This is a genomic window from Streptomyces sp. NPDC126499 (assembly GCF_040302485.1).
Classification (GTDB): Bacteria; Actinomycetota; Actinomycetes; order Streptomycetales; family Streptomycetaceae; genus Streptomyces.
This window is the reverse complement of sequence record NZ_JBEOUO010000006.1, coordinates 331,213-355,636: the sequence shown is the minus strand read 5'-3', so window position 1 is coordinate 355,636 and position 24,424 is coordinate 331,213. Positions and strand designations below refer to the sequence as shown.

The 24,424-nt window shown below is 74.2% G+C and carries 15 protein-coding genes, 1 rRNA gene and 1 riboswitch; of the genes, 7 read left to right on the top strand and 9 right to left on the bottom strand.

Features of this window, described 5'->3' with window-relative positions; all coding sequences use genetic code 11:
- A 16S ribosomal RNA gene (locus ABTZ91_RS11935) occupies positions 1 to 88 on the bottom strand; the annotation flags it as partial.
- Between the two features lie 691 nt (positions 89 to 779).
- On the bottom strand, positions 780 to 1,346 hold the full coding sequence (locus ABTZ91_RS11930) for a MarR family transcriptional regulator (protein WP_352076989.1): 567 nt from the start codon (positions 1,344 to 1,346) through the stop codon (positions 780 to 782).
- A gap of 143 nt (positions 1,347 to 1,489) precedes the next feature.
- Between ABTZ91_RS11930 and ABTZ91_RS11925 the strand changes: the two genes are divergently transcribed.
- Positions 1,490 to 2,767, top strand: a complete 1,278-nt coding sequence (locus tag ABTZ91_RS11925; RefSeq protein WP_352077005.1) for an MFS transporter — start codon at positions 1,490 to 1,492, stop codon at positions 2,765 to 2,767.
- Positions 2,768 to 2,777: 10 nt separating this feature from the next.
- Here the strand turns inward: ABTZ91_RS11925 and ABTZ91_RS11920 are convergent, their stop codons facing one another.
- Together ABTZ91_RS11920 and ABTZ91_RS11915 are read right to left on the bottom strand one after the other, a co-directional pair.
- A complete protein-coding gene (locus tag ABTZ91_RS11920) occupies positions 2,778 to 4,451 on the bottom strand; it encodes a SpoIIE family protein phosphatase (protein ID WP_352076988.1) in 1,674 nt (557 codons plus the stop codon).
- Positions 4,452 to 4,557: 106 nt separating this feature from the next.
- Positions 4,558 to 5,946, bottom strand: a complete 1,389-nt coding sequence (locus ABTZ91_RS11915; protein ID WP_352076987.1) for an NAD(P)/FAD-dependent oxidoreductase — start codon at positions 5,944 to 5,946, stop codon at positions 4,558 to 4,560.
- Between the two features lie 353 nt (positions 5,947 to 6,299).
- On the opposite strand from ABTZ91_RS11915, the gene ABTZ91_RS11910 reads away from it, so the two are divergent.
- The gene (locus ABTZ91_RS11910; protein ID WP_352076986.1) at positions 6,300 to 7,058 is read left to right on the top strand and encodes a helix-turn-helix domain-containing protein; all 759 of its coding nucleotides are present in this window, start codon (positions 6,300 to 6,302) and stop codon (positions 7,056 to 7,058) included.
- 215 nt (positions 7,059 to 7,273) lie between these two features.
- Complete coding sequence (locus ABTZ91_RS11905) at positions 7,274 to 9,256, top strand: sigma-70 family RNA polymerase sigma factor (RefSeq protein WP_352076985.1); 1,983 nt, start codon at positions 7,274 to 7,276, stop codon at positions 9,254 to 9,256.
- Between the two features lie 468 nt (positions 9,257 to 9,724).
- Here the strand turns inward: ABTZ91_RS11905 and ABTZ91_RS11900 are convergent, their stop codons facing one another.
- From ABTZ91_RS11900 to ABTZ91_RS11890, 3 genes are all read right to left on the bottom strand, one after another.
- Positions 9,725 to 12,949, bottom strand: a complete 3,225-nt coding sequence (locus ABTZ91_RS11900; protein WP_352076984.1) for a BTAD domain-containing putative transcriptional regulator — start codon at positions 12,947 to 12,949, stop codon at positions 9,725 to 9,727.
- A gap of 84 nt (positions 12,950 to 13,033) precedes the next feature.
- Positions 13,034 to 13,633 (bottom strand): Uma2 family endonuclease, encoded by a 600-nt coding sequence (locus tag ABTZ91_RS11895; RefSeq protein ID WP_352077004.1) that lies wholly within the window; start codon positions 13,631 to 13,633, stop codon positions 13,034 to 13,036.
- A gap of 126 nt (positions 13,634 to 13,759) precedes the next feature.
- The gene (locus ABTZ91_RS11890; RefSeq protein WP_352077003.1) at positions 13,760 to 15,889 is read right to left on the bottom strand and encodes an asparagine synthase-related protein; all 2,130 of its coding nucleotides are present in this window, start codon (positions 15,887 to 15,889) and stop codon (positions 13,760 to 13,762) included.
- Between the two features lie 562 nt (positions 15,890 to 16,451).
- Between ABTZ91_RS11890 and ABTZ91_RS11885 the strand changes: the two genes are divergently transcribed.
- The 4 genes from ABTZ91_RS11885 (at position 16,452) to ABTZ91_RS11870 (ending at position 21,846) form a co-directional block, all read left to right on the top strand.
- Positions 16,452 to 18,113, top strand: coding sequence for a sporulation protein (locus tag ABTZ91_RS11885; RefSeq protein WP_352076983.1), 1,662 nt, complete (start codon positions 16,452 to 16,454; stop codon positions 18,111 to 18,113).
- A gap of 82 nt (positions 18,114 to 18,195) precedes the next feature.
- Positions 18,196 to 19,395 (top strand): L-2-hydroxyglutarate oxidase, encoded by a 1,200-nt coding sequence (lhgO, locus tag ABTZ91_RS11880; RefSeq protein WP_352076982.1) that lies wholly within the window; start codon positions 18,196 to 18,198, stop codon positions 19,393 to 19,395.
- Positions 19,396 to 19,572: 177 nt separating this feature from the next.
- Positions 19,573 to 20,292, top strand: coding sequence for a tRNA (guanosine(46)-N7)-methyltransferase TrmB (gene trmB, locus ABTZ91_RS11875; RefSeq protein ID WP_352077002.1), 720 nt, complete (start codon positions 19,573 to 19,575; stop codon positions 20,290 to 20,292).
- Between the two features lie 240 nt (positions 20,293 to 20,532).
- Entirely contained in the window at positions 20,533 to 21,846 is a 1,314-nt protein-coding gene (locus ABTZ91_RS11870; protein ID WP_352077001.1) for a PrsW family intramembrane metalloprotease, read from the top strand.
- 49 nt (positions 21,847 to 21,895) lie between these two features.
- Here ABTZ91_RS11870 and ABTZ91_RS11865 read toward each other — a convergent pair whose 3' ends face one another.
- Together ABTZ91_RS11865 and ABTZ91_RS11860 are read right to left on the bottom strand one after the other, a co-directional pair.
- Positions 21,896 to 22,849: an aldo/keto reductase gene (locus ABTZ91_RS11865; RefSeq protein WP_352076981.1), complete on the bottom strand. Its 954-nt coding sequence runs from the start codon at positions 22,847 to 22,849 to the stop codon at positions 21,896 to 21,898.
- 148 nt (positions 22,850 to 22,997) lie between these two features.
- Positions 22,998 to 24,116 (bottom strand): M23 family metallopeptidase, encoded by a 1,119-nt coding sequence (locus ABTZ91_RS11860; protein WP_352076980.1) that lies wholly within the window; start codon positions 24,114 to 24,116, stop codon positions 22,998 to 23,000.
- A gap of 11 nt (positions 24,117 to 24,127) precedes the next feature.
- Positions 24,128 to 24,275, bottom strand: a riboswitch (cyclic di-AMP (ydaO/yuaA leader).
- Between the last annotated feature and the right edge of the window lie 149 nt (positions 24,276 to 24,424).

The following is a 24,424-nucleotide window of genomic DNA, read 5'->3' as shown; positions in this document are numbered from 1 at the left end:
TCCACCCCGAAGGGCTTCATCGTTCGACTTGCATGTGTTAAGCACGCCGCCAGCGTTCGTCCTGAGCCAGGATCAAACTCTCCGTGAATGTTTACCGGTAATCCGGTTCTACACTCGCGTTGAGCGGAACGGTGCGGAGGAATAGTCCGTACCGTTCACAGCGTCCTCGCTGTGTGCCACCCCGTGGGGTGGACTTTTTCAAAGGAACCTCGACCATCCGAAGATGGACGGGGTATCAACTAATCTGGCGTTGATTTTTGGCACGCTGTTGAGTTCTCAAGGTGCGGACGCTTCCTTCGTACTCACCCTCGTGGGCTTTCCTCCGGGCGCTTCCTTCGTTTCCGACTCTATCAGATCCTTTCTGATCCGATTTCCTCGGTGCTTTCCGGTCCCTTTCGCTTTCGCTCCGGGCCCTTCCGGCCGTTCCGACTCTATCAGATCCTTTCGGGCCTGATTCCCAGTCAGCGGGAGTTGTCTTCGCGGCTGTTGGGCCGTTCCGACGTCTCAAACTCTAGCGGATTTCCCCGGCGGCTCATAATCGAGCCTTTCGAAATGAATTTCGGCATGCCGAAATTCGTCCCGGTAGGGAGATCGTGCGGAGTTGAAGTGCCGCTACTGCGGCGGGAGTGGCTGTCGAAGAACCGTTCCGGCTCCGCGACAACTCGGAGAACACTACGGATCGCGGAGGGGCGTGTCAAGCCCCCCTGGCGAGCCCCCGGCGACCCCCCTCGTCGGCCTCCGGGCGGCCGGGCCTCCGGACCGGGGCTCCGGGGTCCGGATCAGTCCAGGTCCGTCAGGCGGCCACCCGCGTCCGGCTGGGTCAGTTCGACCCGGCGCAGCAGGCGGATGAGCATCTCGCCGAGGACACCGCGCTCCTCCGTGGAGAGGTCCTGGAGGAGCTCCTCCTCGAAGTCGGTCGCCATGCGCATGGCCTCCAGCCACTTCTGGCGGCCCTCGTCGGTCAGCTCGACGATCACGCGGACCCGGTTGTTCTCGTCGCGGTCACGGGTGACCAGCCCCTCGCCGGCCATGCGGTCGATGCGGTGGGTCATCGCGGCCGGGGTGAGGCCGAGGCGCTTGGCCAGCTCACCCGGGCCGAGGCGATAGGGGGCGCCGGAGAGGACCAGGGTCTTGAGCACCTCCCACTCGGCGTTGCTGATGCCGAGGTCGGCGACCTGGCGGCCGTACGCCACGTTCATCCGGCGGTTCAGTCGTCCCAGGGCGGAGACCACCTTCTCGACCTGGGGGTCGAGGTCGCGGAACTCGCGCTGGTAGGCGGCGATCTGCTCGTCGAGGCTCGGCTCCTGGGGGGCCTGGGGGCCGGACGGCACGGGGGTGTCGGACATGCGGCCGAGTATCCCACGGTGGTCGTTGGCGTTGAAGTCCTTCCATGTGTATTGTTAAGCATCGAACTTTAGTGTTGAAGTCTTCAGGGTTCAGGGCTACAGGACTGAACCCGCGACCGAAGTGGGTGAGTGTGACCAAGGCGATGGGCGCCGCGATGCGCCGGATTCAGGCAGGCAGCGCGCTGAGCGCGTTCGGACTCGGCTTCACCGTGCCGTACCTCTATGTGTACGTCGCTCAGGTGCGGGATCTGGGCGCGGGCACGGCGGGTGTCGTCCTGGCCGTGTTCGCCATGGCCGCACTGCTCGTCCTGCCCTTCAGCGGGCGGGCCGTCGACCGGCGCGGGCCGGTTCCCGTGCTGCTCGTGGCCTCGCTGCTCGCAGCGCTCGGCGCGGTCGGCATGGGCCTCGCGTCCTCGGTGACCACGGCCGTCGGGTCCGCTGCGCTGCTCGGTGCCGGTACGGCGGTGATGCAGCCGGCGCTCGCGACGATGATCGTGTGGTGCTCGACGCAGACCACCCGTACCCGCTCGTTCGCCATGCAGTTCTTCCTGCAGAACCTGGGCCTCGGTGTCGGCGGTCTGATCGGCGGCCAGCTGGTCGACGAGAGCCGCCCCGACAGCTTCCTGCTGCTGTTCTCGATCGAGGCGGCGATGTTCCTGGCCCTCGCCGCGATCGTGCTGACCGTGCGCATGCCGCAGTCGCCCGCCCTCCAGGGCGCGCGGCCGGCGGCCGGCAAGGGCGGCGCCGTGCGGGCGCTGCTCGGGCACAAGGCGATGGTGCAGCTGTGTGTGCTGGGCTTCGTGCTGTTCTTCGCCTGCTACGGGCAGTTCGAGTCGGGTCTCGCCGCGTACGGCACGGAGGCGGCGGGCATCGCCCCGTCGACGCTCGGCATCGCCCTGGCCGCGAACACGGCGGTGATCGTGGTCGCCCAGTTCCTGGTGCTGAAGTTCGTCGAGCGTCGCAAGCGGACCCGGGTCATCGCCGCCGTGGGGCTCATCTGGACCGTGGCGTGGCTGTTCGCCGGGTACGCGGGTCTGGGGCACGGCAGTCAGGCGATGGCGACGGCGGCGTTCGTCTCCACGTACGCGCTGTTCGGGCTCGGTGAGGCGATGCTGTCGCCGACGGTGGCGCCGCTGGTGGCGGACCTGGCGCCGGAGTCGATGGTCGGGACGTACAACTCGGCCTTCGCCCTGGTGAAGCAGCTGGCGCTGGCCGTCGGGCCGGCGGTCGGCGGGCCGATGGGGGCCTCGCTGCACGGCCCGTACATCGTCACCTTCGTGCTGTTCTCGCTCGGCATCACCGTGCTGGCGGTCCGGCTCGGCAGGCGGCTCACGCCGGCGCAGAACCAGCCGTCGCTCGCCGCCAGGCCGTCGAAGATCGTGGCCCGGCACGAGCCGGCGAAGGAGAGCGCCGCCGCCTGACCCGTACGGATCAGTCCGGCAGGGCGAACTCGCACCACACCGCCTTGCCGCCGCCGGGTGTGCGGCGGCTCCCCCAGGACGAGGCGATCGTCGCGATGATCGAGATCCCGCGACCCGCCTCGTCCTCCGTTTCCGCCCTGCGGCGGCGCGGCAGATGGTCGTCGCCGTCCGTCACCTCGATGATCAGGCGGCGGTCGGTGCGGCGCAGCCGCAGGCGCATGGGCGGGGTGCCGTGCTGGAGGGAGTTCGCCACCAGCTCGCTGGTGGCGAGGACGCCGAGGTCGCGCAGCTCCACCGGGAAGCGCCAGCTGGCGAGGACTCCGGAGGCGAAGGCACGCGCGCGTGGCGCCGCCTCCACTCCGCCGAGGAGCTCCAGGGCGGCGTTGTGGAACAGCTCGGCGTCGGGTCCCTTGCGGGCGGGGTGCTGGAGGACGAGCACGGCCACGTCGTCGTCGTGCTCGGCGGTGACGCCGAGGGAGCGCAGCAGGCGGTCGCAGACGACCTGGGGCGTGCCAGTGGCGCCGGACAGGGCGCGCTCCAGGGCGGCGACGCCCTCGTCGATGTCCTCGCGGCGCCGCTCGACGAGGCCGTCCGTATAGAGGACGGCGGTGGAGCCGGGCGGCAGGGCGATGGTGCCGGAGGTGTGGAGCCAGCCGCCGGTGCCGAGCGGGGGTCCGGTGGGGTCCTCGGCGCGGCGGACGGTGCCGTCCTCGTCCCGGACGAGGATCGGCAGGTGGCCGGCGGAGGCGTAGACGAGCTTGCCCTCGTTGGGGTCGTGGACGGCGTAGACGCAGGTGGCGATCTGGCTGGCGTCGATCTCGGCGGCGAGACCGTCGAGCAGCTGGAGCACCTCGTGCGGGGGCAGGTCGAGGCGGGCGTAGGCGCGGACGGCGGTGCGCAGCTGGCCCATGACGGCGGCGGCGCGGACGCCGCGGCCCATGACGTCGCCGATGACGAGGGCGGTGCGGCCGGCGCCGAGGGTGATGACGTCGTACCAGTCGCCGCCGACGGCGGCGTCGGTGCCGCCGGGCTGGTACGTGGCGGCGATCCGCAGGTCGTCGGGCTGCTCCAGCTCCTGCGGGAGCAGGGAGCGCTGGAGGGTGACGGCGGTCTCGCGGTGGCGGCGCTCGCTGGCGCGGAGCCGCTCGGCGGCCTCGGCGTGGTCGGTGACGTCGGCGGCGTGGACGAGGACGCCGCCGTCGGGCAGGCGCGGGCTCTCCACGGGCAGGCAGGTGACGGTGTAGGAGCCGCCGTCCTGGGTGCGGCGCGACTTGACCGTGCGGGGCTTGCCGCTGCGCAGGACCTGGTCGAGGAGCGGGAGCAGGCCGAGCTCCTCCGCCTCGGGGCAGGAGGCGGCGACGGTGGCTCCGGCGGGGCGGGGGCCGAAGGCGGCGGCGTACGCGTCGTTGACGTACGCGATGCGGTGCTCCGGACCGTACACGAGGGCGACCAGGCCGGGGAGACGGCCGACGATCTCGCGGACGGTGAAGTCCTCCAGGGCGGGCACGCCTGCGGGGACGTCTGCGGCGGCGCCGTCGGTGTCGGCGTCGGTGGCGGCGTCGGCGGGGTGGTCCGGCCGGGGCCCGTACTCACCGCGGGCCGCGGGCACGGCGCCTTCGGTCCCGCGGGCCGCCGCTCGGCGCTGCGTACCGGGGAGACGGGCGCTCCAACGGGTGAAGTTCACGGATCTGTATGCCTCGTGGTGTCGTTGCCGTGCAGAGTCACTCTGTGCAGGTGTGAGCCCACCTATGGTCACACGTCCAGTGTGGACGAGTGCACTGACAGTGATGTCAGGCCGAAGACTCGCCGGGGCTGTCGCCCGGTGACGTGTCCTTCGGGGCGGGTGGCGGGGCGGCGGCGAGTTCGAATTCGGCCCGGGGGTGTTCCAGGGAGCCCAGGGAGACGATCTCGCGTTTGAACAGGCCGGACAGGGTCCATTCGGCCAGGACGCGGGCCTTGCGGTTGAAGGTGGGGACCCGGCTGAGGTGGTAGGCGCGGTGCATGAACCAGGCCGGGTAGCCCTTGAGTTTGCGGCCGTAGACGTGGGCGACGCCCTTGTGGAGGCCGAGCGACGCGACGGAGCCGGCGTAGGCGTGCGCGTATTCCTTGAGCGGCTGTCCGCGCAGGGAGGCGGCGAGGTTCTCGGCGAGCACCTTGGTCTGGCGGACGGCGTGCTGGGCGTTGGGCGCGCACTCCTTGCCGGGTTCCTCGGCGGTGACGTCGGGGACGGCGGCGGCGTCGCCGGCGGCCCAGGCGTGTTCGACTCCGTCGACGGTGAGGTACGGGGTGCAGACGAGCCGGCCGCGTGCGTTGCGGGGCAGGTCGGTGGCGGCGAGGAGCGGCGCGGGTTTGACGCCGGCGGTCCACACGACGGTACGGGTGGGCAGCCGGGTGCCGTCGGAGAGGACGGCGACGCGGTTCTCGCAGGATTCGAGGCGGGTGCCGAGCCGTACGTCGATGTTGCGGGCGCGCAGCTCGCGGATGGCGTAGCGGCCCATCTCCTCGCCGACCTCGGGCAGGATCCGGTCGGAGGCCTCGACGAGGACCCAGCGCAGGTCGTCGGGCTTGATGTTGTGGTAGTAGCGGGCCGTGTAGCGGGCCATGTCCTCGAGTTCGGCGAGGGCCTCCACGCCCGCGTAGCCGCCGCCGACGAAGACGAAGGTGAGGGCGGCGTCGCGGAGGGCGGGGTCGCGGGTGGAGGACGCGATGTCCATCTGTTCGATGACGTGGTTGCGCAGGCCGATGGCCTCCTCGACGGTCTTGAAGCCGATGCCGTGGTCGGCGAGGCCGGGGATCGGGAGGGTGCGGGAGACCGAGCCGGGCGCGATGACGAGTTCGTCGTAGCCGAGCCGGACGTGGCCGGTGCCCTCCTCCTCGGTGGCGAGGGTGGAGAGGGTCGCGGTCCGCTTGGCGTGGTCGACGGAGTGAACCTCGCCGATGACGATCCGGCAGCGGTCGAGGACGCGGCGGAGCGGGACGACGACATGGCGCGGGGAGATGGAGCCGGCGGCGGCCTCGGGCAGGAACGGCTGGTACGTCATGTACGGGTCGGGGGTGACCACCGTGATCTCGGCCGCGTGGCTTCTCAGCTCCGCCTTGAGCTGCCGCTGCAGGCGCAGCGCGGTGTACATCCCGACGTAGCCGCCGCCGACAACGAGAATGCGCACAGGTTCGGTCACTGTCCCATGACGCAACGCCGTCCGGGGTTTGTCCACAGGCCCGGCAAATTGTGTGACCGGCGCAGTATGGAGGCGCGGGGTGGCGAACTGACCGGTCGCACGAGGAAGTGCGCAGGTCAGGGCGGGGGTGGCGGGTGGGGGGCGGGTCCTGAATCGGGAGGGTCCGGGTCCTTGCTCCGATCGGGGGGCGCACCGTACGGAACTGCCCCTTCTGAATTGACCCGGACTCAACTATGTTCGTACTTCGTCGGGGTGTCGGATCGCCGCGCGTGGACCAAGGAGCGCGGCGCGGACGGACCCCGTGTCAGGGCGGGGAGTCTCCGGGGGGAGACATCATGAGCGGGGGAACGCTTATGCAGATTCAGGATTCGTACGGGCAGGTCCGTACGGCGCAGTCGATGGCGAACGGGCGGTCCGCGCCCCTGCGGGTGGACGCGCAGCGCAATCTGGAGCATGTGCTGCGGGCGGCGCGCGAGGTGTTCGGCGAGCTCGGTTACGGGGCGCCGATGGAGGACGTGGCGCGCCGCGCCCGGGTCGGTGTCGGCACCGTGTACCGCCGTTTCCCGAGCAAGGACGTGCTGGTCCGGCGGATAGCCGAGGAGGAGACGGCGCGGCTCACCGAGCAGGCGCGGACCGCCCTCGGCCAGGAGGACGAGCCGTGGTCGGCGCTGTCCCGGTTCCTGCGTACGTCGGTCGCCTCGGGCGCCGGCCGGCTGCTGCCGCCGCAGGTGCTGCGGGTGGGCGTGGACGACGTGGTGCTGCCGGCGGGTGCGCCGGACGACGAGGCCCGGGTGCCGCAGCAGCGGGCCTCCGCCCCGGCGGGTGCGGCCGGCGCCAACGGCTTCGGGGAGCACGCCGACCAGCGGGTGGTCGCGCCGCGCGCGGTGCCGGCGGCCGAGCAGGACGACGCGGGGGCCGCGGAGCTCCTGGAGGTCGTGGGCCGGCTGGTGGACCGGGCCCGGGAGGCGGGCGAGCTGCGGGCGGACGTCACGGTGTCCGATGTCCTGCTCGTCATAGCCACGGGCGCGCCGGCGCTGCCGGACGCGGCCCAGCAGGCGGCGGCCTCGACCCGTCTCCTCGACATCCTCCTGGAGGGACTGCGCTCGCGGTAGCGGCGAGGGCGGCGGCGCGATCGTGCCTCGGCGGGGTGGCCCGTCGACGGTCCGGACGGACCGTCCGGACTGACGCGAACGGATGAGCGGTTACGCCCGGGAACGGGAAGTCGCCCCGGACGAGTGGTAAGTGGACGCGGGGGTTCGGCGTGCCCGCGCTCTGTGGCACGCTTGGCCGGTGTTCGGGTCCGAGCGTGCATACGGGGGCTTCCGCGATGAGCGGTGACAGTCGGGACGAAGCGCTGGGCGGAGACGGTGGCACCGCGAAGGCCGTGAGCCCGCCCCCCGCCCAGGTGCCCGGCCAGGGCGGTCCGGCCGGCGCTCCCGGCGGTGGCCCCGGGGCCGTCGGCGCGGTGCCCGAGGCGAGCGTGCCACAGCAGCGCGAAGGCGGTCTGGCCGCGCAGTCCTTCCCCGACGAGGCCGAGGCCGGCTCCGGGTCCGTGCTCCCCCCGCCGCGGGAGGTGCCGCCGTCCGACGCCGAGCTCGTGCAGCGGATGCGGGAGGGCGACGACGGCGCGTACGAGGAGCTGTTCCGCCGTCACTCCGCCGCCGTCCGCCGCTACGCGCGCAGCTGCTGCCGGGACGCGGACACCGCCGACGATCTGACGGCCGAGGTCTTCGCCCGCACCCTGCAGGCGGTACGGGGCGGTGCAGGGCCCGAACAGGCCGTCCGGGCCTACCTCCTGACGAGTGTGCGCCGGGTGGCCGCGACCTGGACCAGGACCCAGAAGCGCGAGCACCTGGTCGAGGACTTCGCGGTGTTCGCCGAGGACGCCGCCCGGGCCGCCGAGGTCGCCGACCAGACGGCGACCTTCGGGGCGGGCCTGGACCTGGGTGCGGACGTGCGCGCCATGCACGAGGCCGAGCAGTCGCTCGCCATGCAGGCGTTCCGGTCGCTGCCGGAACGCTGGCAGGCGGTGCTGTGGCACACCACGGTCGAGGAGGAGTCGCCGAGCGAGATCGCACCGCTGTTCGGCCTGACCGCCAACGCCACGGCGGTGCTCGCCAGCCGGGCCCGTGAGGGCCTCAAGCAGGCCTACCTCCAGGCCCATGTCAGCCAGTCGCTCACCGCCGGCGGCGACTGCGCCCGCTATGCCGACCGGCTCGGCGCGTTCGCGCGCGGCGGGCTGCGGATGCGGGCCGAGCGGGGCCTGCGCAAGCACCTCGACGAGTGCGCCAAGTGCCGGCTCGCCGCCGGTGAGCTGGCGCATGTGAACGCCGGGATCCCCGCGCTGCTCCCGATCGCCGTCATCGGCTGGTTCGCCGCCGGGTACTCCCTCAAGGCGGCCGGCATCGCCGCCGGAGGTGCCGCCGGCGCGGGCGCGGCCGGGGCGGCGGCCGCTGCCACGGGGACGGGCACCGCGGGCAGTACGGCCGGGGCCGGGTCGGCGGCGGCCGCCGAGGGCCTGGGCATCCCCGCGAAGGCGGGCATCGCGGCCGTCGCCGCCGTCGCCGCGACCGCCGGCCTGGTCTGGGCGCTGACCGGATCGGACCAGGAGCCCGTCGCCCAGCCCGCGGCCACCCCTTCGGCCGTCGCGCCCGTCACACCACCGCCGCCGCCCGCGCCGAAGCCGCCCCCCTCGCCGACCCCGAAGCCGGTGCCCCCGCCCGTACCGGCTCCGCCGCCCAGCCCCGAGCCGACGACGCCGAGCGCGAAGCCGAGCCCCCGGCCGGCACCGCCCCCGAAGCCCAAGCCGAAGCCCAGCCCGTCACGGACGGCGCCGAAGCCCAGACCGAAGCCGACCCCCACCACCGGGCCGGCGGTCTACCAGCTCAGCCGGCTCCAGTACGGGATCGCCGGCGACGGCACCAAGCCCGAGGTGAACCTCGCGGCCAGCAGCTGGATGTGGCAGCGCTCCGGCGTCTCCATGGGCGGCACCCGCTACGCGCACGGCGTCAGCGTGCACGTCCCCTCCTCGGTGCTGATCGACCTCAACCGGCAGTGCACCAGCTACGACGCGCTCGTCGGCCTCGACGACATGAGCGCCCCGCTCGGTGTCGGCGGCGTCCGCTTCTCCGTGTACGGCGACGGCAAGCGCCTGTGGCGCTCCCCGGTGATCCGCCCGGGCGACGCCCCGGTCCCGGTCCACGTCGGCATCTCCGGCCACCGCACCCTGCGGCTCGTGGTCGACGACCACACCCCGTTCGGCCGGGCGGCGGTCGCGAACTGGGCGAACTCCCGCATCAGCTGCCGCTGATCGACCGCCGCCGCCGCTGCGGGCCGTACGGCTCCACCGGGGCCGGGGGTCGGGGCCGGGAGACGGGCCGGGGGCCGGGGGCCTCCGCCGTGCGGACGCCGGCCGGGCGTACGGATCCGCCGGGACACGTGCGGGGAGACGGTGCGGGGACCGGGAGGCGGGGGCCGGGCCCCTGCCGTGCGGACGCCGGGCGGGCGTACGGCTCCGCCGGGACCCGTGCCGGGCGACGGTGCGGGAGCAGGGGCCCGGGGCCGGGCCCTGCCGTGCGGGTGCCCGCCGGGCGTACGGCTCCGCCGGGACACGGTACGGGGACCAGGGCCCGGGGCCTGGGGCCGGGAGACGGTGGGGGAGCCTGTGCGTGGCCGGGGGCCGAGGGCCCCTGCCGTGCGGACGCCGGCCGGGCGTACGGCTCCGCCGGACCCGTGCCGGGAGCCGGGGCCAGGGCTCCGGGGTCTCGGCAGGCTGCCCCTACCCCACGTACGGCTGCGCCAAGGCCAGGACCTCCGGCACGGCGAGGCCGCGGCCGGCGGCCTCGGCGGTGGCGTAGGCGTCGGGGGTGAGGCCGGCGCGGGCCAGGGTCGTGACGGCCTCCGCCTCGCGGAGCTCGGGGACGGCGGCCGGGGACGTGCCCCGCCAGGCGGTGGCGGCGGTCAGGACGGTGACCGCGGCGGCGAGTTCGCCGGTGAGGGCGAGGGCGGTGGCGAGGCCGTCGGCGAGGCCGGCCGCGAAGACCTCCGCGCACTGGGCGTCCTGCGCCATGCGCAGGGCGTCGACGGCATGGGCGACGGCCGCCCGTCCCGCGCCCTCGTGGGCCTCGATCCGGGCGGCGAGGCCGGTCACGAGGGCCTGGAAGTGCGGTGGCGGGGTGCTTTCGTCGATGAGCGCGCCGGCCGTCTCCATGTGCGTACGGGCCGCGGCGACGTCGCCCTCGTAGAGCGCGATCCCGGCCAGCAGGAAGCGGACGTAGGTCTCGGTGTCGCGGACGCGGTGGCGCTCGGCCACCGCCGTCGCCTCCTGGAGGCCCCGGACGGCTGCGGTCATGTCGCCGAGGCGGTAGTCCAGCTCGGCGAGCCGGGCTATCAGGAACGGTGCCTCCGCGTGCGCGCCGACCTCGCGGGCCAGGTCCAGGGCCTCCTCGTACGCCTCACGGGCCTCCGCGTGCCGGCCGTACAGCATGTTGGCCTCGCCCGCCGCGCTCGCGACCTGGGCGCGCATCCAGCGGTCGCCGACCCGCCGGGACAGGGTGCGCAGCTCGGCGAGGTCGTCGTCGACGTCGGGTGTGCCGCCGGGCATGTCGATGACCATGTGGGTACGGAACATGAGCGTGACGCCCATCTCCCACTCACCGCCGTGGCGGCGGGTGTTGGCGACGGCGATGTCGAGGAGGGCCCGGACGTCGACCGGTTCGCCCGTCAGATACGCCGTGAACGGCCACAGCAGGCCGGGGAAGCGGGCGGCCTCCGGGCCCGGGTCGGTGGCGAAGGCGGCGCGCAGCCGGTCGACGAGGGCGATGGCCTCGGGGTCGTCGCGGAAGGCGGGGACGGTCTGGCTCTCCACGGCGAGGAAGAAGTGCAGCATCCGCAGGTGCATGCGGGGCCAGTAGCGGGGGTCGGCCGGGTCCTCGGGGTCGTCGCCGAGCCGGACGACGCGCTCGGTCCAGGCGAGGCCCTCGGAGCGGTAGTTCCGCAGCCACCAGAACCAGCCGAGGGCGAAGACCAGCCGCAGCGCGCCGGCTTCGTCGCGGGCGGCGACGGTGCGGTGGAGGGCGGCGCGGATGTTGTCGAGGTCGCGCTCGACGCGGGTGATCCAGGGGAGCTGTTCGCCCGAGCGCAGCAGGGGTTCGGCCTTTTCGGCGAGGGCGGTGAAGTGGGCGGTGTGGGCGGCCTCGGCGGCGGCCAGCAGCTCCGGCGTCTCGGCGGCGCGCTCGGCCGCGTACTCGTGGATGGTCTCCAGGAGGCGGTAGCGCATCTCGCCGTCGTCGGTGGGGGTGGCGACGACGAGGGACTTCTCGACGAGGCTGCCGAGGGCGCCGACGGTGTCGGTGGCCCGGGGAGCGTCCGGGGCATCCGGGGCGCTCGGCGTGCTCGGGGTGAGGGCTTCGGCGGCGGCGAGGTCCCAGCCGCCCGCGAAGACGGAGACCTGGCGGAGCAGGTCGCGCTCCGCCGCGTCGAGGAGCTCCCAGGACCAGTCGACGACGGCGCGCAGGGTCTGCTGGCGGGGCAGGGCGGTGCGGGAGCCGGAGGTGAGGAGGCGGAAGCGGTCGTCGAGGCGGTCGGCGATCTGGCGGGGGGTGAGCAGCCGCAGGCGGGCGGCGGCGAGTTCGATGGCGAGCGGAAGGCCGTCGAGGCGGCGGCAGATCTCGTCGACGGCGGGCCGGTCGTCCTCGACGCGGAAGCCGGGGCGGACGGCGCGGGCGCGTTCGGCGAAGAGACGGTGGGCGGGGGTCGGCGGGAGCGGCTCGACGGGGCGGACGGATTCGCCGGGGACGCCGAGGGGCTCGCGGCTGGTGGCGAGGACGCGCAGGTCGGGGCAGTGGGTGAGGAGGGTCTCGGCGAGGGCGGCGGCCGCGCCGATGACGTGCTCGCAGTTGTCGAGGACGAGGAGCAGGGGGCGGTGGGCGAGGTGCTCGACGAGGCGGTCGGTCGGATCGTCCTGGAGGGGCTGTCCGTCGCGGCTGATCAGGTTGGTCTCGCGCAGCCGGAGGGCGGAGAGGACGGCACCCGGTACGGCCTCGGGGTCGTCGAGCGGGGCGAGCTCGGCGATCCAGGCGGCGGGGCCGACCGCCTGGAGGGCGGCCTCCTCGGCGAGGCGGGTCTTTCCGGAGCCGCCGGGTCCGGTGAGGGTGACGAGCCGGGAGTGCGCGAGGTCGGCGCGGAGGGCGGCCAGTTCGGGCTCGCGGCCGACGAAGGAGGTGAGGCGGGGGCGGATGTTGCCCGCCTCCGCGGCGGCGGCCGGGCCCCGGGAGGCCGGTGGGGGCGGCTCGGCGGCGAGGAGTTCGGCGTGCAGGGCGGTGAGCTCGGGGCCGGGGTCGGCGCCGAGCCCGTCGGCGAGGGTGCGGCGGGCGCTGTCGTACGCGGCGAGGGCGTCGGCCGGGCGGCCCTCGGCGCGCAGGGCGCGGATCAGCTGGGCGTGGAAGGTCTCGTCGTACGGATGGGCGCCGGTCAGCTCGGTCAGCTCGGGGACCAGTCCGGCGGTGGCGCCGCGCCGCAGGTCGGCCTCGACGCGCCGGCGGAGCGCGGCCAGCCGCTGGGCCTCGGGGCGCACGCCCGCGGGCTCGGGAAGATCGGCGAGGGCGGGGCCCCGGAAGAGGGCGAGGGCGGTGCGCAGCAGTGCGGCGGCGGTGTCCGGGTCGCCGGCGTCGAGGCGGGCGTCGGCTTCGCGGGCGTGCCGCTCGAAGACGTACAGGTCGATGTCCTCGGGGCCGGCGGCCAGCCGATACCCGCCGGGACCGGAGGCGACGGCGTCCTTGCCGAGGATCCTGCGCAGCCGGCCGACGAGCGCCTGCACCGCGGCGCCGGGGTCCTGCGGCGGCTCGGCCCCGTACACGTCGTCCACGAGCTCCCCGACCGGCACCGCCCGCCCTCCGCGCAGCGCGAGCGCGGCGAGCAGGGCACGCAGCCGGGCGCCGCCGACGGGGACGGGGGCGCCGTGGGGGTCGAGGGCCTCGGTGGTGCCGAGGATGAGGTACCGCACCGGATCATTGTCGCGGTCGGGGGTGACGGGCGCCTCGGGGTTTCCGTCGGGGGTTCCCCTGAGAGGGGCGCGCGGCGGGGGCGGTCAGAACTCCGAGGTGTCGAGCTCGAAGCCGAGCGGGGCCGGGAGCGGGACGAGCGTCCCCAGCTTGTGGGCGCTCTTGTGCGCGTAGTCGTCGCCCTCGGGGCCGGAGCAGACGATGGCCTCGCCGGCCTCGCGGTCGATCAGCAGATAGATGGGAATGCCTGCGCGGGCATAGCCGCGGATCTTCTGGATCCGGTCACGGCTGGCCGTGGACAAGGAGGTGACTTCGGCGACGAGAAGCACGGGGTCGGGAGCGTGCCATGTCTGCTGGTCCTCGAAGCTGCCCTTGGGCGCGACGACGAGGTCGGGGATGACATAACCAGTGTCCGAGGCTCCCGGGACGTAGATGCCGATGCCAGTCGAGTTACGCAGGCTCTTGTCAGCACGCCGGGCGATGACCTGCTCCACCACTTCCGTCACGATCGCTTCGTGCTCGCCGTTGGCGGGTGGTGTCGCGTGGATCTCTCCTTCGATCAGCTCCACGCGCCAGCCCTTGGGGGCCGCCGCGCTCAACAGCTCGAAGGTCTGCTCGAGAGACGCGCCCTCGTAGTCGCGCCCGGCATCGCCCGGAAACTCATCCCCCGGAACTGGCAGCGCCATCGCCATGACGGACCTCCTTCGCTCGGTGCGACGCTCTCAGCGTAGACACCCACGCCCGGGTGCAACGGGAGAACGTTCACTCGAACGAGCGTGCAGTGATGTTTCGGTGGTCCCGCTCCCGCCCCCTCACGCCGGAAGCGACCGCCCCGAAGGGATCAGCGGCCCCGGGACCGCGCGGTGGCGGGGGGCCGCCGTGCCGGTCCAGCAGGAGCCGCGGCGGGCGAGGAGGCGGCGGAGCCAGAGTTCGGTGGAGACGAGGTCGGCGAGGCCGTCGAGGGGGACCGGTTCGCCGTCGGCGGCGGCGCGCAGGGCGCGGCGGACCACCCGGGCCTCGATCAGACCCGCGTCGGCGAGGAGCGGCGCGTCGAAGAGGGCCGTCAGCTGGGGCAGGGCGGCGCGCAGCCCGGCGCGGACGGCCGCGGCGGGGACCGCCGGATGGGAGGCGCCCCAGCCCGGCGGGAGGTCGTGGATGCCGGCGCCCGCGAGGACGGTGCGCAGGACGCCGGCGCGGGCGTCGGGCTGGACCCGCAGCGATTCGGGCAGGTCGCGGCAGGCCCGTACGACCTGGTTGTCCAGGAAAGGGGCGTGCAGGCGCTGGCTGCGGATCTCCGCGGCCTGCTCCAGGACCCGGTGGTCGGCCGCGGCACGGGCGAGTGCGGCACGCGCGCGTGCCTCGCCCGGGCGCTGCACGGAGGTCGGCAGGGTCGCCGCCCAGTGCAGGCGAACCGATACTTCCGCCAGCGCCTCCCCCGTCAGCCAGCGCGCCGCGGGCCCCGGCCGCGACCAGGCGAGCGCGGAGAGCGAGGCCTCCAGGGGGCCGTAGGCGCCGGTGGGCGCGCGGTTGGCCTCCAGGACCCGGGTGGCGGCGGCCTCCAGGCCGGTCCGGTACGGCGTACGGGCGAGCCGCCGCGCCGCCCGGTAGACCGTCAGCGGCACGAGCAGCGCCCCGGCCGAGGCGCCGGTCGCCTTGGCGAGCGCCGTGACCGGCCGCACCAGGGAGCGGCGCCGGCGGTCCATCAGGAGGTCGGCGAGCCGGGCCGGGTGCGCGTCGAGGACCTGCCGGGCGCCGAAGCCGGTGAAGTGGTCGGCGCTGCCGCCCGCGAGCCGTCTGCGGTGGCGTTCCGCCGACACCAGTGAGGGGCCCGGCTCGTCGGTGAGCGGGCCTTCCAGCTCCGCGTACGGCAGGGCCTCCTCGCCGGCCGCGACGACCACATGGTGCAGCCGCGGGTTGGCGGCGATCTCGCGGGCGCGCTCCAGCTCGTCGGTGCGCCCTGGCGTGGCCAGGTCGTTGAAGGTGACGGCCAGCAGCCGTTCCCCCGCCCCGGTGCCGTGGCCCAGGATCGTGCCGGGGACGCCGGGCAGCCCCGCCGCGAGCAGGGCGAGGGTGCCGGAGGCGCTGCCGCCGGACAGGTCGGCGCCGATGCCGGGCGCGGGTCCGGTCCCGCGGGCCGCGCGCCGGTCGGCGGGGCCCATGCCGGGCACCGGTCCCGGGTCGGGCAGCGGCATCTCGGGGGCGTGCCGGGGCGCGGTGAGACGGGCCCGTACGGCCTCGACCAGGGCGTCCCGTACGGCCTCCACGGCCTGCCGGGGGTCGGCCTCGGGCGCGGCGACGGCGAGGGAGGCGACCGTCTCGTAGCCGGTGATCTCGCGGGAGCCCTCGCGCAGGATCAGCGCGTGGCCGGGCGGCACCCGGCGCACTCCCTCGTACGGGGTGGAGTCGCGCAGCGCCTCGGGGGTCTCGGGGCAGGCGAGCAGGGCGGCGAGGTGACCGATGTCGAGCTGGGCCTCGGTGAGGTCGGCGAGCGGCAGGGCGGCCGTGCCGTAGGCCGTGCCGCCCGCCCACGGGGTGTGGAAGACCGGCCGGGCGCCGGCGAGGTCACCGGTGACGGTGATGCGGCGGCCGGTCCTGACGACGGCGGTGTAGCTGCCGGGCCATGCGGTCAGGTGCCGCAGTGCGCCCCCGCGCGCGGTCAGCAGGCCGCGCCGCAGTTCCTCGTCGCTCGCGGCGCAGCAGCCGAGGACGGCGAGCCGGGTGTGCTCGTCGACGGAGACCAGCCGCACCTCGTCGGGGCGCCAGTCGCCGACCGCCCACAGCGGATCGGGGTCGCCCCACAGGAGTTGCGCGCCCACCGGCTGCACCGTGCGCCCCTCGGCCGGGTCGCCGACGGCGCCGGCCGATCCGAGTGGCGCTCCCGGGGGCACGCCGTGTGTGCCGAAGCGCGCGGCGACACTGCTCCAGCCCACCAGCCACCGCATCGCCGCCTCCACAAAGGTCGAGTGGAGACATGCTGCCATGACAACGGCGCACGGGAGGTATCACCAGGGGCATCACGGCAAGGGCGAATGCGCCCCTGGCATGGGCCAGTTGAGCACCGTCGCCTTTCGGCCATTCTCAACCGCCCGGCGGGCGAGGGTTTTCCCGACGGACCGGCGGTGAAAGAGGGCGGACGTGCGGCAGTCCGGGAGGCTTTCGCCTCCCGGAGCCGTTCCGCCGCCCGCGGGGAATGGGGCGACGGTGTCCCCCAGCCCACCCGTCCGGGACATCGGTCCTCGGCCAAGTGGGCCGACCCACGCAGCACTCATGGAAGCGCTCTCCCACGGGCCGGACGAGAGCGCACGGGCGGGCGCACGGCCACACGGCCGGAGCACGACGGACGGCCACGGACGGATAGGTCGTCCCATCCGACAACAATCTCGCCATACGGAACACTGCCCCTTAACGGTCGGGATCCGGCGAACTACGCTGTGCTTACGAATGCCGCACGCCTATGCCCGGCGTCGTGGCGGCCGTCTGGGTGTCGTGTCGAGGGGTGGCGTCATGTCCAGGGAGCAACGCGGGCCGAACGAAAAGCTCGGCACGGTTCTCGCCCTCGCGGGAATCAGCAATGCCGGGCTCGCCCGGCGCGTCAACGACCTCGGGGCGCAACGGGGCCTGACGCTTCGTTACGACAAGACCTCGGTGGCCCGGTGGGTGTCCAAGGGCATGGTGCCGCAGGGCGCCGCCCCGCACCTGATCGCGGCCGCGATCGGCCAGAAGCTCGGCCGGCCGGTCCCGCTGCACGAGATCGGTCTCGCCGACGCCGACCCCGCCCCCGAGGTGGGCCTCGCCTTCCCGCGCGACGTCGGCGAGGCGGTCCGCTCGGCCACCGAGCTGTACCGGCTGGATCTCGCCGGTCGGCGGGGCGGCAACGGGATCTGGCAGTCGCTCGCCGGCTCCTTCTCGGTGAGCGCCTACGCGACACCCGCCTCCCGCTGGCTGATCACCCCCGCCGACCCGTCGGTCGAGCGCCGCGCCCCGCGCCCGGCGGCGGCCCCCGGCCTCGGGCCGGGCCCGGCGGGCGGGCCGGACTCGGGCGGTGGGCCCGGAGGCGGCGGGGTCCCAGGGATCACCCCCGGCGCGGGCGTCACGGGCGTCACCGGCGGCCCGCTCGGCGCGGCCGGCCCCGCAGACACGGGCGGCCCGACAGGCGCGGTCGCAGGGATCGGCGCGGCAGTCCCGGTCGCCCCCGCAGGCGCGGTCCTGGGGCCCGGCGGGGCCGGCGCGGCCGACAACGTGGAGCACGTGCGTGTGGGACACAGCGACGTCGCCAAGCTGCGCGAGGCCGCCGAGGACGCGCGCCGCTGGGACTCCAAGTACGGCGGCGGCGACTGGCGCTCCTCCATGGTCCCCGAGTGCTTACGCGTCGACGCCGCGCCGCTGCTGCTCGGCTCGTACTCCGACGAGGTCGGCCGCGCCCTGTTCGGCGCGACCGCGGAGCTCACCCGGCTGGCCGGCTGGATGGCCTTCGACACCGGCCAGCAGGAGGCCGCCCAGCGCTACTACATCCAGGCGCTGCGGCTCGCCCGCGCCGCCGCCGACGTGCCGCTCGGCGGATACGTGCTCGCCTCCATGTCCCTCCAGGCGACCTACCGGGGCTTCGCCGACGAGGGCGTCGACCTCGCGCAGGCCGCCCTCGAACGCAACCGGGGCCTGGCCACCGCCCGCACCATGTCCTTCTTCCGGCTCGTGGAGGCCCGGGCGCACGCCAAGGCCGGCGACGGGGCGGCGGCCGCCGCCGCGCTCAAGGCCGCGGAGGGCTGGCTGGAGCGGTCCCGCGAGGGCGACGGCGACCCGTCCTGGCTCGGCTTCTACTCGTACGACCGGTTCTGCGCCGACGCCGCCGAGTGCTACCGCGACCTGAAGGCGCCCCGGCAGGTGCGCCGCTTCACCGAGCAGGCGCTGTCCCGGCCCACCGAGGAGTACGTGCGCTCGCACGGGCTGCGGCTGGTCGTGTCGGCCGTGGCCGAGCTGGAGTCGGGCAACCTGGACGCGGCCTGCGTCGCCGGCACGCGCGCGGTGGAGGTGGCCGGGCGGATCTCCTCCGCGCGCACCACCGAGTACGTACGGGACCTGCTGCACCGGCTCGAACCGTACGGGGACGAACCGCGGGTCATGGAGCTCCGGGAGCGGGCCCGCCCGCTCCTCGTCGCACCCGCGTGACGTGACACGTGTCCCACGGTGCGAGCGGTTTAGCCGGGTTGTCAGTGGGCCAGTGCACTATCAGGGGTGGGAGGTGGCGCTGGTGTCCGAGTCGGACCGCTATGACTGTGACGTGCTCGTGATCGGCGGCGGGATCGTCGGTCTGTCGACGGCGTACGCGATCACGCGCGCCGCCCCGGGTACCCGCGTCACGGTCCTGGAGAAGGAGCACGCCCCCGCGCGCCACCAGACCGGGCGGAACAGCGGCGTGATCCACAGCGGGATCTATTACCGGCCGGGCTCGCTCAAGGCCCGCTTCGCGGTCGAGGGCGCGGCCGAGATGGTCAAGTTCTGCGCCGAGTACGGCATCCCCCACGAGGTCACGGGCAAGCTGATCGTCGCCACCGGGCGCGAGGAGCTGCCCCGGCTGCACGCGCTCGTGCAGCGCGGCCGGGAGAACGGCATCCCGGTGCGCGAGCTGGGCCCCGCGCAGATCAGCGCGTACGAGCCGCGGGTGCGGGGCCTGGCCGCCATCCACGTGGGCACGACCGGCATCGTCGACTACGGGGCGGTGGCGGCCACGCTGGCCGACGCGTCGGGCGCCCGGATCCTGTACGGCTCGGCGGTCACCGCCGTCGACCGGCGCCCCTGGGGCGTGGCGGTGCGCACGGCGGCGGGGCGCGTGGTGCGCGGACGGGTCCTGGTGAACTGCGCGGGGCTGCACTGCGACCGGGTGGCGCGGCTCGCCGGTGACGACCCGGAGATGCGGATCGTCCCCTTCCGGGGCGAGTACTACGAGCTGGCGGACCCCTCGCTGGTGCGCGGTCTGGTCTATCCGGTGCCGGACCCGGCCTTCCCCTTCCTCGGCGTCCACCTGACCCGCGGCATCGACGGCGGCGTCCACGTCGGGCCGAACGCGGTCCCGGCGCTCGCCCGGGAGGGATACGGCTGGTCCGTCGTCCGCCCGCGGGACCTCGCGGACACCCTCGCCTGGCCCGGCAGCTGGGCGATGGCCCGCGCGCACTGGCGCTACGGGGCGGGCGAACTGCACCGCTCCCTGTCCAAGCGCGCCTTCACCGAGGCCGTACGGCGCATGCTCCCGCTCGTCGAGGAGCGCGACCTGCGCCGGGCCGCTCCGGGGGTGCGGGCGCAGGCGGTGCTGAAGGACGGCACGCTGGTGGACGACTTCCTGATCCGCGAGTCGGTGCGGACGGTCCATGTGCTCAACGCCCCCTCGCCGGCGGCGACGGCCTCCCTCCCGATCGGCCGCGAGGTGGCCGGCCGGGCGCTGGCGCTGCTGTAGCCCCGGATCCCCCGCTCCTCCGCTCCCCTCGCTCCTGTCCCCTCCTCTCCCCGTGCTCCTGCGGTCAGGCCGGGGCGGGGCGGCGGGCCGTAGAATCGGGGCATTGTGTCTGAGCAGCCTGAGAACCCCCCGCACACCGCCCCTGCCGAGCAGCCCGTCGCGCGTCGCGGCAGCCGCATGTTCGCGCCCGGGGAGGGGCCCTCGCCCGATCCGGCCGGGGCGCACTTCGAGCGGCGGATCCGCAGCTTCCAGCCCCGCCGCAGCCGGGTCACGGCGGGACAGGCCGAGGCCATGCTGAAGCGGTGGCCGGACTGGGGGCTCGACATCGACGGCAAGCGGGTGCTCGACCTGGACGAGATGTTCGGGGGCCTGCCGGTCGTCCTGGAGATCGGCTTCGGGATGGGCGAGGCCACCGCGCAGATGGCCGCCGCCGACCCCGGCACCGGCATCCTCGCCGTGGACGTGCACACCCCCGGCCAGGGCAACCTGCTCGGGCTCGCGGACCGGAACGGCCTGACCAACGTCCGGGTCGCCAACGGCGACGCGATCATCCTGCTGCGCGAGATGCTCCCGCCGGAGTCCCTCGCCGGCTGCCGGGTCTACTTCCCCGACCCCTGGCCCAAGAAGCGCCACCACAAGCGCCGGCTCATCCAGCCCGACTTCCTGACCCTGCTCGCGCCCCGCCTGAAGCACGGCGGGCTGCTGCACTGCGCCACCGACTGGGAGCCGTACGCGGAGCAGATGCTGGAGGTGCTCAACGCGCACCCCGACTTCGAGAACACCCAGGAGGACGGCGGCTACGCCCCCCGGCCCGGCTACCGGCCGCTGACCCGTTTCGAGGGGCAGGGGCTCGACAAGGGCCACGTCGTCCACGACCTGCTCTTCCGCCGCCGCTAGCAAAGGGCCACGGCGCCTGGCCCCGGGTGTCTCCGCAGGCCGGGGAAGCGGTTTTCCACAGGCTCTCGAACCGGGTTTTCCACAGGCGGCGGGAACTCCCTCGCCGCTGTCGGCGGGGCTCGTTAGGGTCGTTGCGTGTCGTCGAACCCCATCGCCGGTCCTGCCGCCGAGCCCGTCCCCGCCCACTCCCACGCTCACGTCCCTTCCCAGGCCCACGTCCCCGCCCACGCTCACGGGGCCGTGAGCGCGCCCGCTCCCGTGCCCGCGCTCGAGAGCGACCAGCCGGACTTCACGGCCGTCCCGGAGCGTGCCAAGTGGCGCTACAAGCCGCGCAAGGCGTTCTGGCGCAGCCGGCTGGTCCGGGCCGTCGCGCTGGTCACCGTGCTCGCGCTGTGCGCGCTGGCGATCCTCGCGCTGGTACGGGAGCAGACCGGCACCGAGGGATTCCTCGTGGGTCTCGGTCTCGCGGTGCTGCCGGTGCCGCTGCTCATGGCCGCGTTCCGCTGGCTCGACCGGGTCGAGCCGGCCCCGTGGAAGAACCTGCTGTTCGCGCTGGCCTGGGGCGCGTTCGCCTCCACCCTGGTCGCGATCCTCGCCAACTCCTTCGCCGTGGAGTGGATCAGCAGCGCCACCGCCGACCCCGGCTCGGCCGACACCCTCGGCGCGACCGCCGTCGCCCCCGTCGTGGAGGAGACCGCCAAGGGCGCCGCCGTCCTGCTGCTCTTCCTCTTCCGCCGCCGGGACTTCACGGGCCCGGTCGACGGACTCGTCTACGCGGGGTTCACCGCCACCGGCTTCGCCTTCACCGAGAACATCCTCTATCTGGGCAACGCCTTCGGCGAGGACCAGGAGTTCGGCGCCGCCGGCCTCGGCTCGGTGACCGTGGGCACGTTCTTCGTCCGGATCATCATGTCCCCGTTCGCGCACCCGCTGTTCACCTCGCTCACCGGCCTCGGCTTCGGCTTCGCCGCCCTCCTCCCGGTCACCGCGAGGGCCCGCCGCACCCGCCTGGTGCTGCTGCCGCTGGGCGGGCTGCTGCTCGCCATGGGCATGCACGCGCTGTGGAACGGCTCGGCGACCTTCCACCCGCTCGCCTTCCTCCTGGTGTACGCGATGTTCATGGTGCCGGTGTTCGCGCTGCTCACCTGGCTCGCGATATGGAGCCGGCAGAAGGAGCTGCGCACGATATCCGGCGAGCTCCCGGCGTACGCGTCGGCCGGCTGGCTCGCCCATGACGAGCCGCTGGCGCTCTCCTCGATGCGGGCCCGCGCCCTCGCCCGCGGTTACGCCGCCCGCACCTTCGGCAAGCCGGGCGCGCAGGCCGTCGGCGAGTACGAGGCGTTCGCGACGACCCTGGCGTTCCTGCGTCACCGGGCCCGGCGCGGGCAGGCGGCGCCGGACTTCACGGCCCGCGAGCAGGAGCTGCTGCACCACCTGTGGCAGCGCCGCCAGGTGGCCTCGCCTGCGCTGACCCACGCGGCCCGGGTGACCGGCCGGGTGTGGGTGCCGCCGCAGTACCTGGACTACGGCGGCTACAACCCGTACCGGAGCTGACGAGGCTCAGGGCCTCCGACGGCCCCGGCACCTCCGAGGACTCCGTCGCCTACGACGACGCCTCCGACGCCTCGGTCAGCGTGGCGAGCTCGGCGTCCGTCAGCCGCAGGCCGGTGGAGGCGACGAGCGCCGGGAGCTGCTCGACGGTGCGGGCCGAGGCGAGGGGGGCCACGACGGTGGGCCGGGAGGCGAGCCAGGCCAGGGCGACGCTGGCGACCTCGGCGTCATGGGCCTCGGCGACGGCGTCCAGGGCCGCGAGCACCTTCCGGCCCCGCTCGGTCTCCAGGTGCTTGGCGGCGCCGGCGGCGCGGACGCTGGAGACGTCGGCCCCGGGCCGGTACTTGCCGGTGAGGAAGCCGGCCGCGAGACCGAAGTACGGCACGGCGGCGAGGCCGGCCCGCTCGGCGGTGTCGAGCAGCGGGCCCTCGTAGGTGTCGCGGGAGACCAGGTTGTAGTGCGGCTGGAGGGCCACATAGCGGGCGAGGCCCTCGGCCTCGGCGAAGTCGAGGGACGCGCGCAGCCGCTCGGGGGAGATGTTGGAGGCGGCGACGGCGCGGACCTTGCCGTCCTTCACCAGCTGGTCGAGGGCGGTGACGATCTCCTCGACGGGCACGGACTCGTCGTCGAAGTGCGTGTAGTAGAGGTCGATGTAGTCGGTGCCGAGGCGGCGCAGCGACTCCTCGGCGGCGCCCTTGATGGTCGTGGCGCTCAGCCCCTTGAAGCGGGGGTGGGAGCCGACCTTGGTGGCGACGAGGACGTCGGAGCGGTTGCCGCGGGAGGCCATCCAGCGGCCGATGACGGTCTCCGACTCGCCGCCCTCGTTGCCCTCGGCCCAGGCGGAGTAGACGTCGGCGGTGTCGACGAAGTTGCCGCCGGCGGCGGTGTAGGCGTCGAGGACGGCGAAGGACTGGGCCTCGTCGGCGCTCCAGCCGAAGACGTTGCCGCCGAGGGCGAGCGGGAAGACGTGCAGGTCGGAGGTGCCCAGCTGGCGAAGAGAAGTCATGGGTTGATCAACCTCCTGCCCGGACCCGACTATTCCGGCCGCCCGGCCTCTGTCGGCCGACCCGCCTGCACCGGCCGCCCGGGCCGTCCGCGACCGGGGCCGCCCGCGGCCGACGGTGCGTGGGCCGCGGGACGTCCTGGTCGAAGAACTAGACGGACAGGCCCTTGGAGCGGAGCCAGGCCGCCGGGTCGACGCCGCTGCCGGACGGGGTGTGGACCTCCAGGTGGAGGTGGGGGCCGGTGACGTTGCCGGTGGCGCCGACGCGGCCGATGGTCTCGCCGGTGCCGACCGACTGGCCCGCGCTCACCGTCATCGACGACAGGTGCGCGTACCAGATCTCCGTACCGTCGGCGAGCTCCAGGACGATCCGGTAGCCGTAGGAGCCGGACCAGCCCGCCGACTTGACCGTGCCGCCGTGGACGGCCTTGACCGGGGTGCCGGTGGGGGCGGCGAAGTCCAGGCCGGTGTGGTAGCCGGAGGACCACATGGAGCCGGACTCGCCGTAGGTCGAGGTGAGCGTGTACGAGGAGGTGGGCAGCGCGTAGCTCGCGGCGAGCCTGGCCAGGCGCTCGGCCTCGGCCTTGGCCGCCGCCTCCTCCTCGGCCTTCTTCTTCGCCTCGGCGGCCGCCTGCTCCGCCGCCTTCGCCTTGGCCTCGGCCTCGGCCGCCGCCTTCTCGGCCGCGGCCTCCTCCGCGGCCGCCTTCTCGGCGGCGTCCGCGGCGGCCTGCTGCTGCTCGGCCTGCTGGAGGATGCGGGCGCGCAGCGCCTCGCCGGCGTCGGTCCGGGTCCCGGATGCCTCGGCGCCGGAACCCGTGCCGTCGGTGGCGAAGGTGAGCGCGGTGAGCGGCTGGGTGTCGTTCCCGGCCGCGGTCAGGCCGGAATCCGCGGCGCCGCCGGCGCCCTCGGATCCGTCGGATCCCTCCGAGCCCTTGTCGTCCGCGCCGATCAGCGCGCCGACGCCCGGCAGTTCGGAGGCGTCGGGCAGGTCGACGTCCGGCAGCGCTATGGAGACGGGGGGCTTCTGCTGGGCGGTGGCCAGACCGCCGGCGCCGACCGCGGCGATGACGCCGACGCCCAGCACGGTGGAGGAACGGGCGAAGTTGGAGCGCTGCTTGACGACGCGGTGACGCCCGCCGGCGCGGCCGCGGTCCTTCAGGGAGTCCTCGGTGGGATTCCACTCCTCCGCGTCCGCGCCTGCGGCGCCCGGCGCCCCCGAGGTGTCGAAGTAATCGAAGGGGGTATGCGGAGCAGGGGTGTTGGAGGCCACGGAGGCGCTCTCCTTTCCTTCCTTCTCGCCTACCGGGTTAGCTGACGGGTTCGGAGCAGGAAGGTCTCCTACGGGCGGTGCCGCACGGGTGCGGTGGTGCCCGATTCACCCCAAGTGGTGGTTCCCCGGTTCCCTTGCGGGATTCGGCGCGTGCGCACGGTGCCGTCTCTTGCGACGGCTGGGACGACCGCGCTGCGTTATCGAACGTTAATAGACGCGGCCTCCCGATTCCAAGCCGTTCCCCTTGATCATTAGCTGAATTAGTAGGGATATGCCCGACTTGACCACCCTTCAGAAGGCGGTCAGGA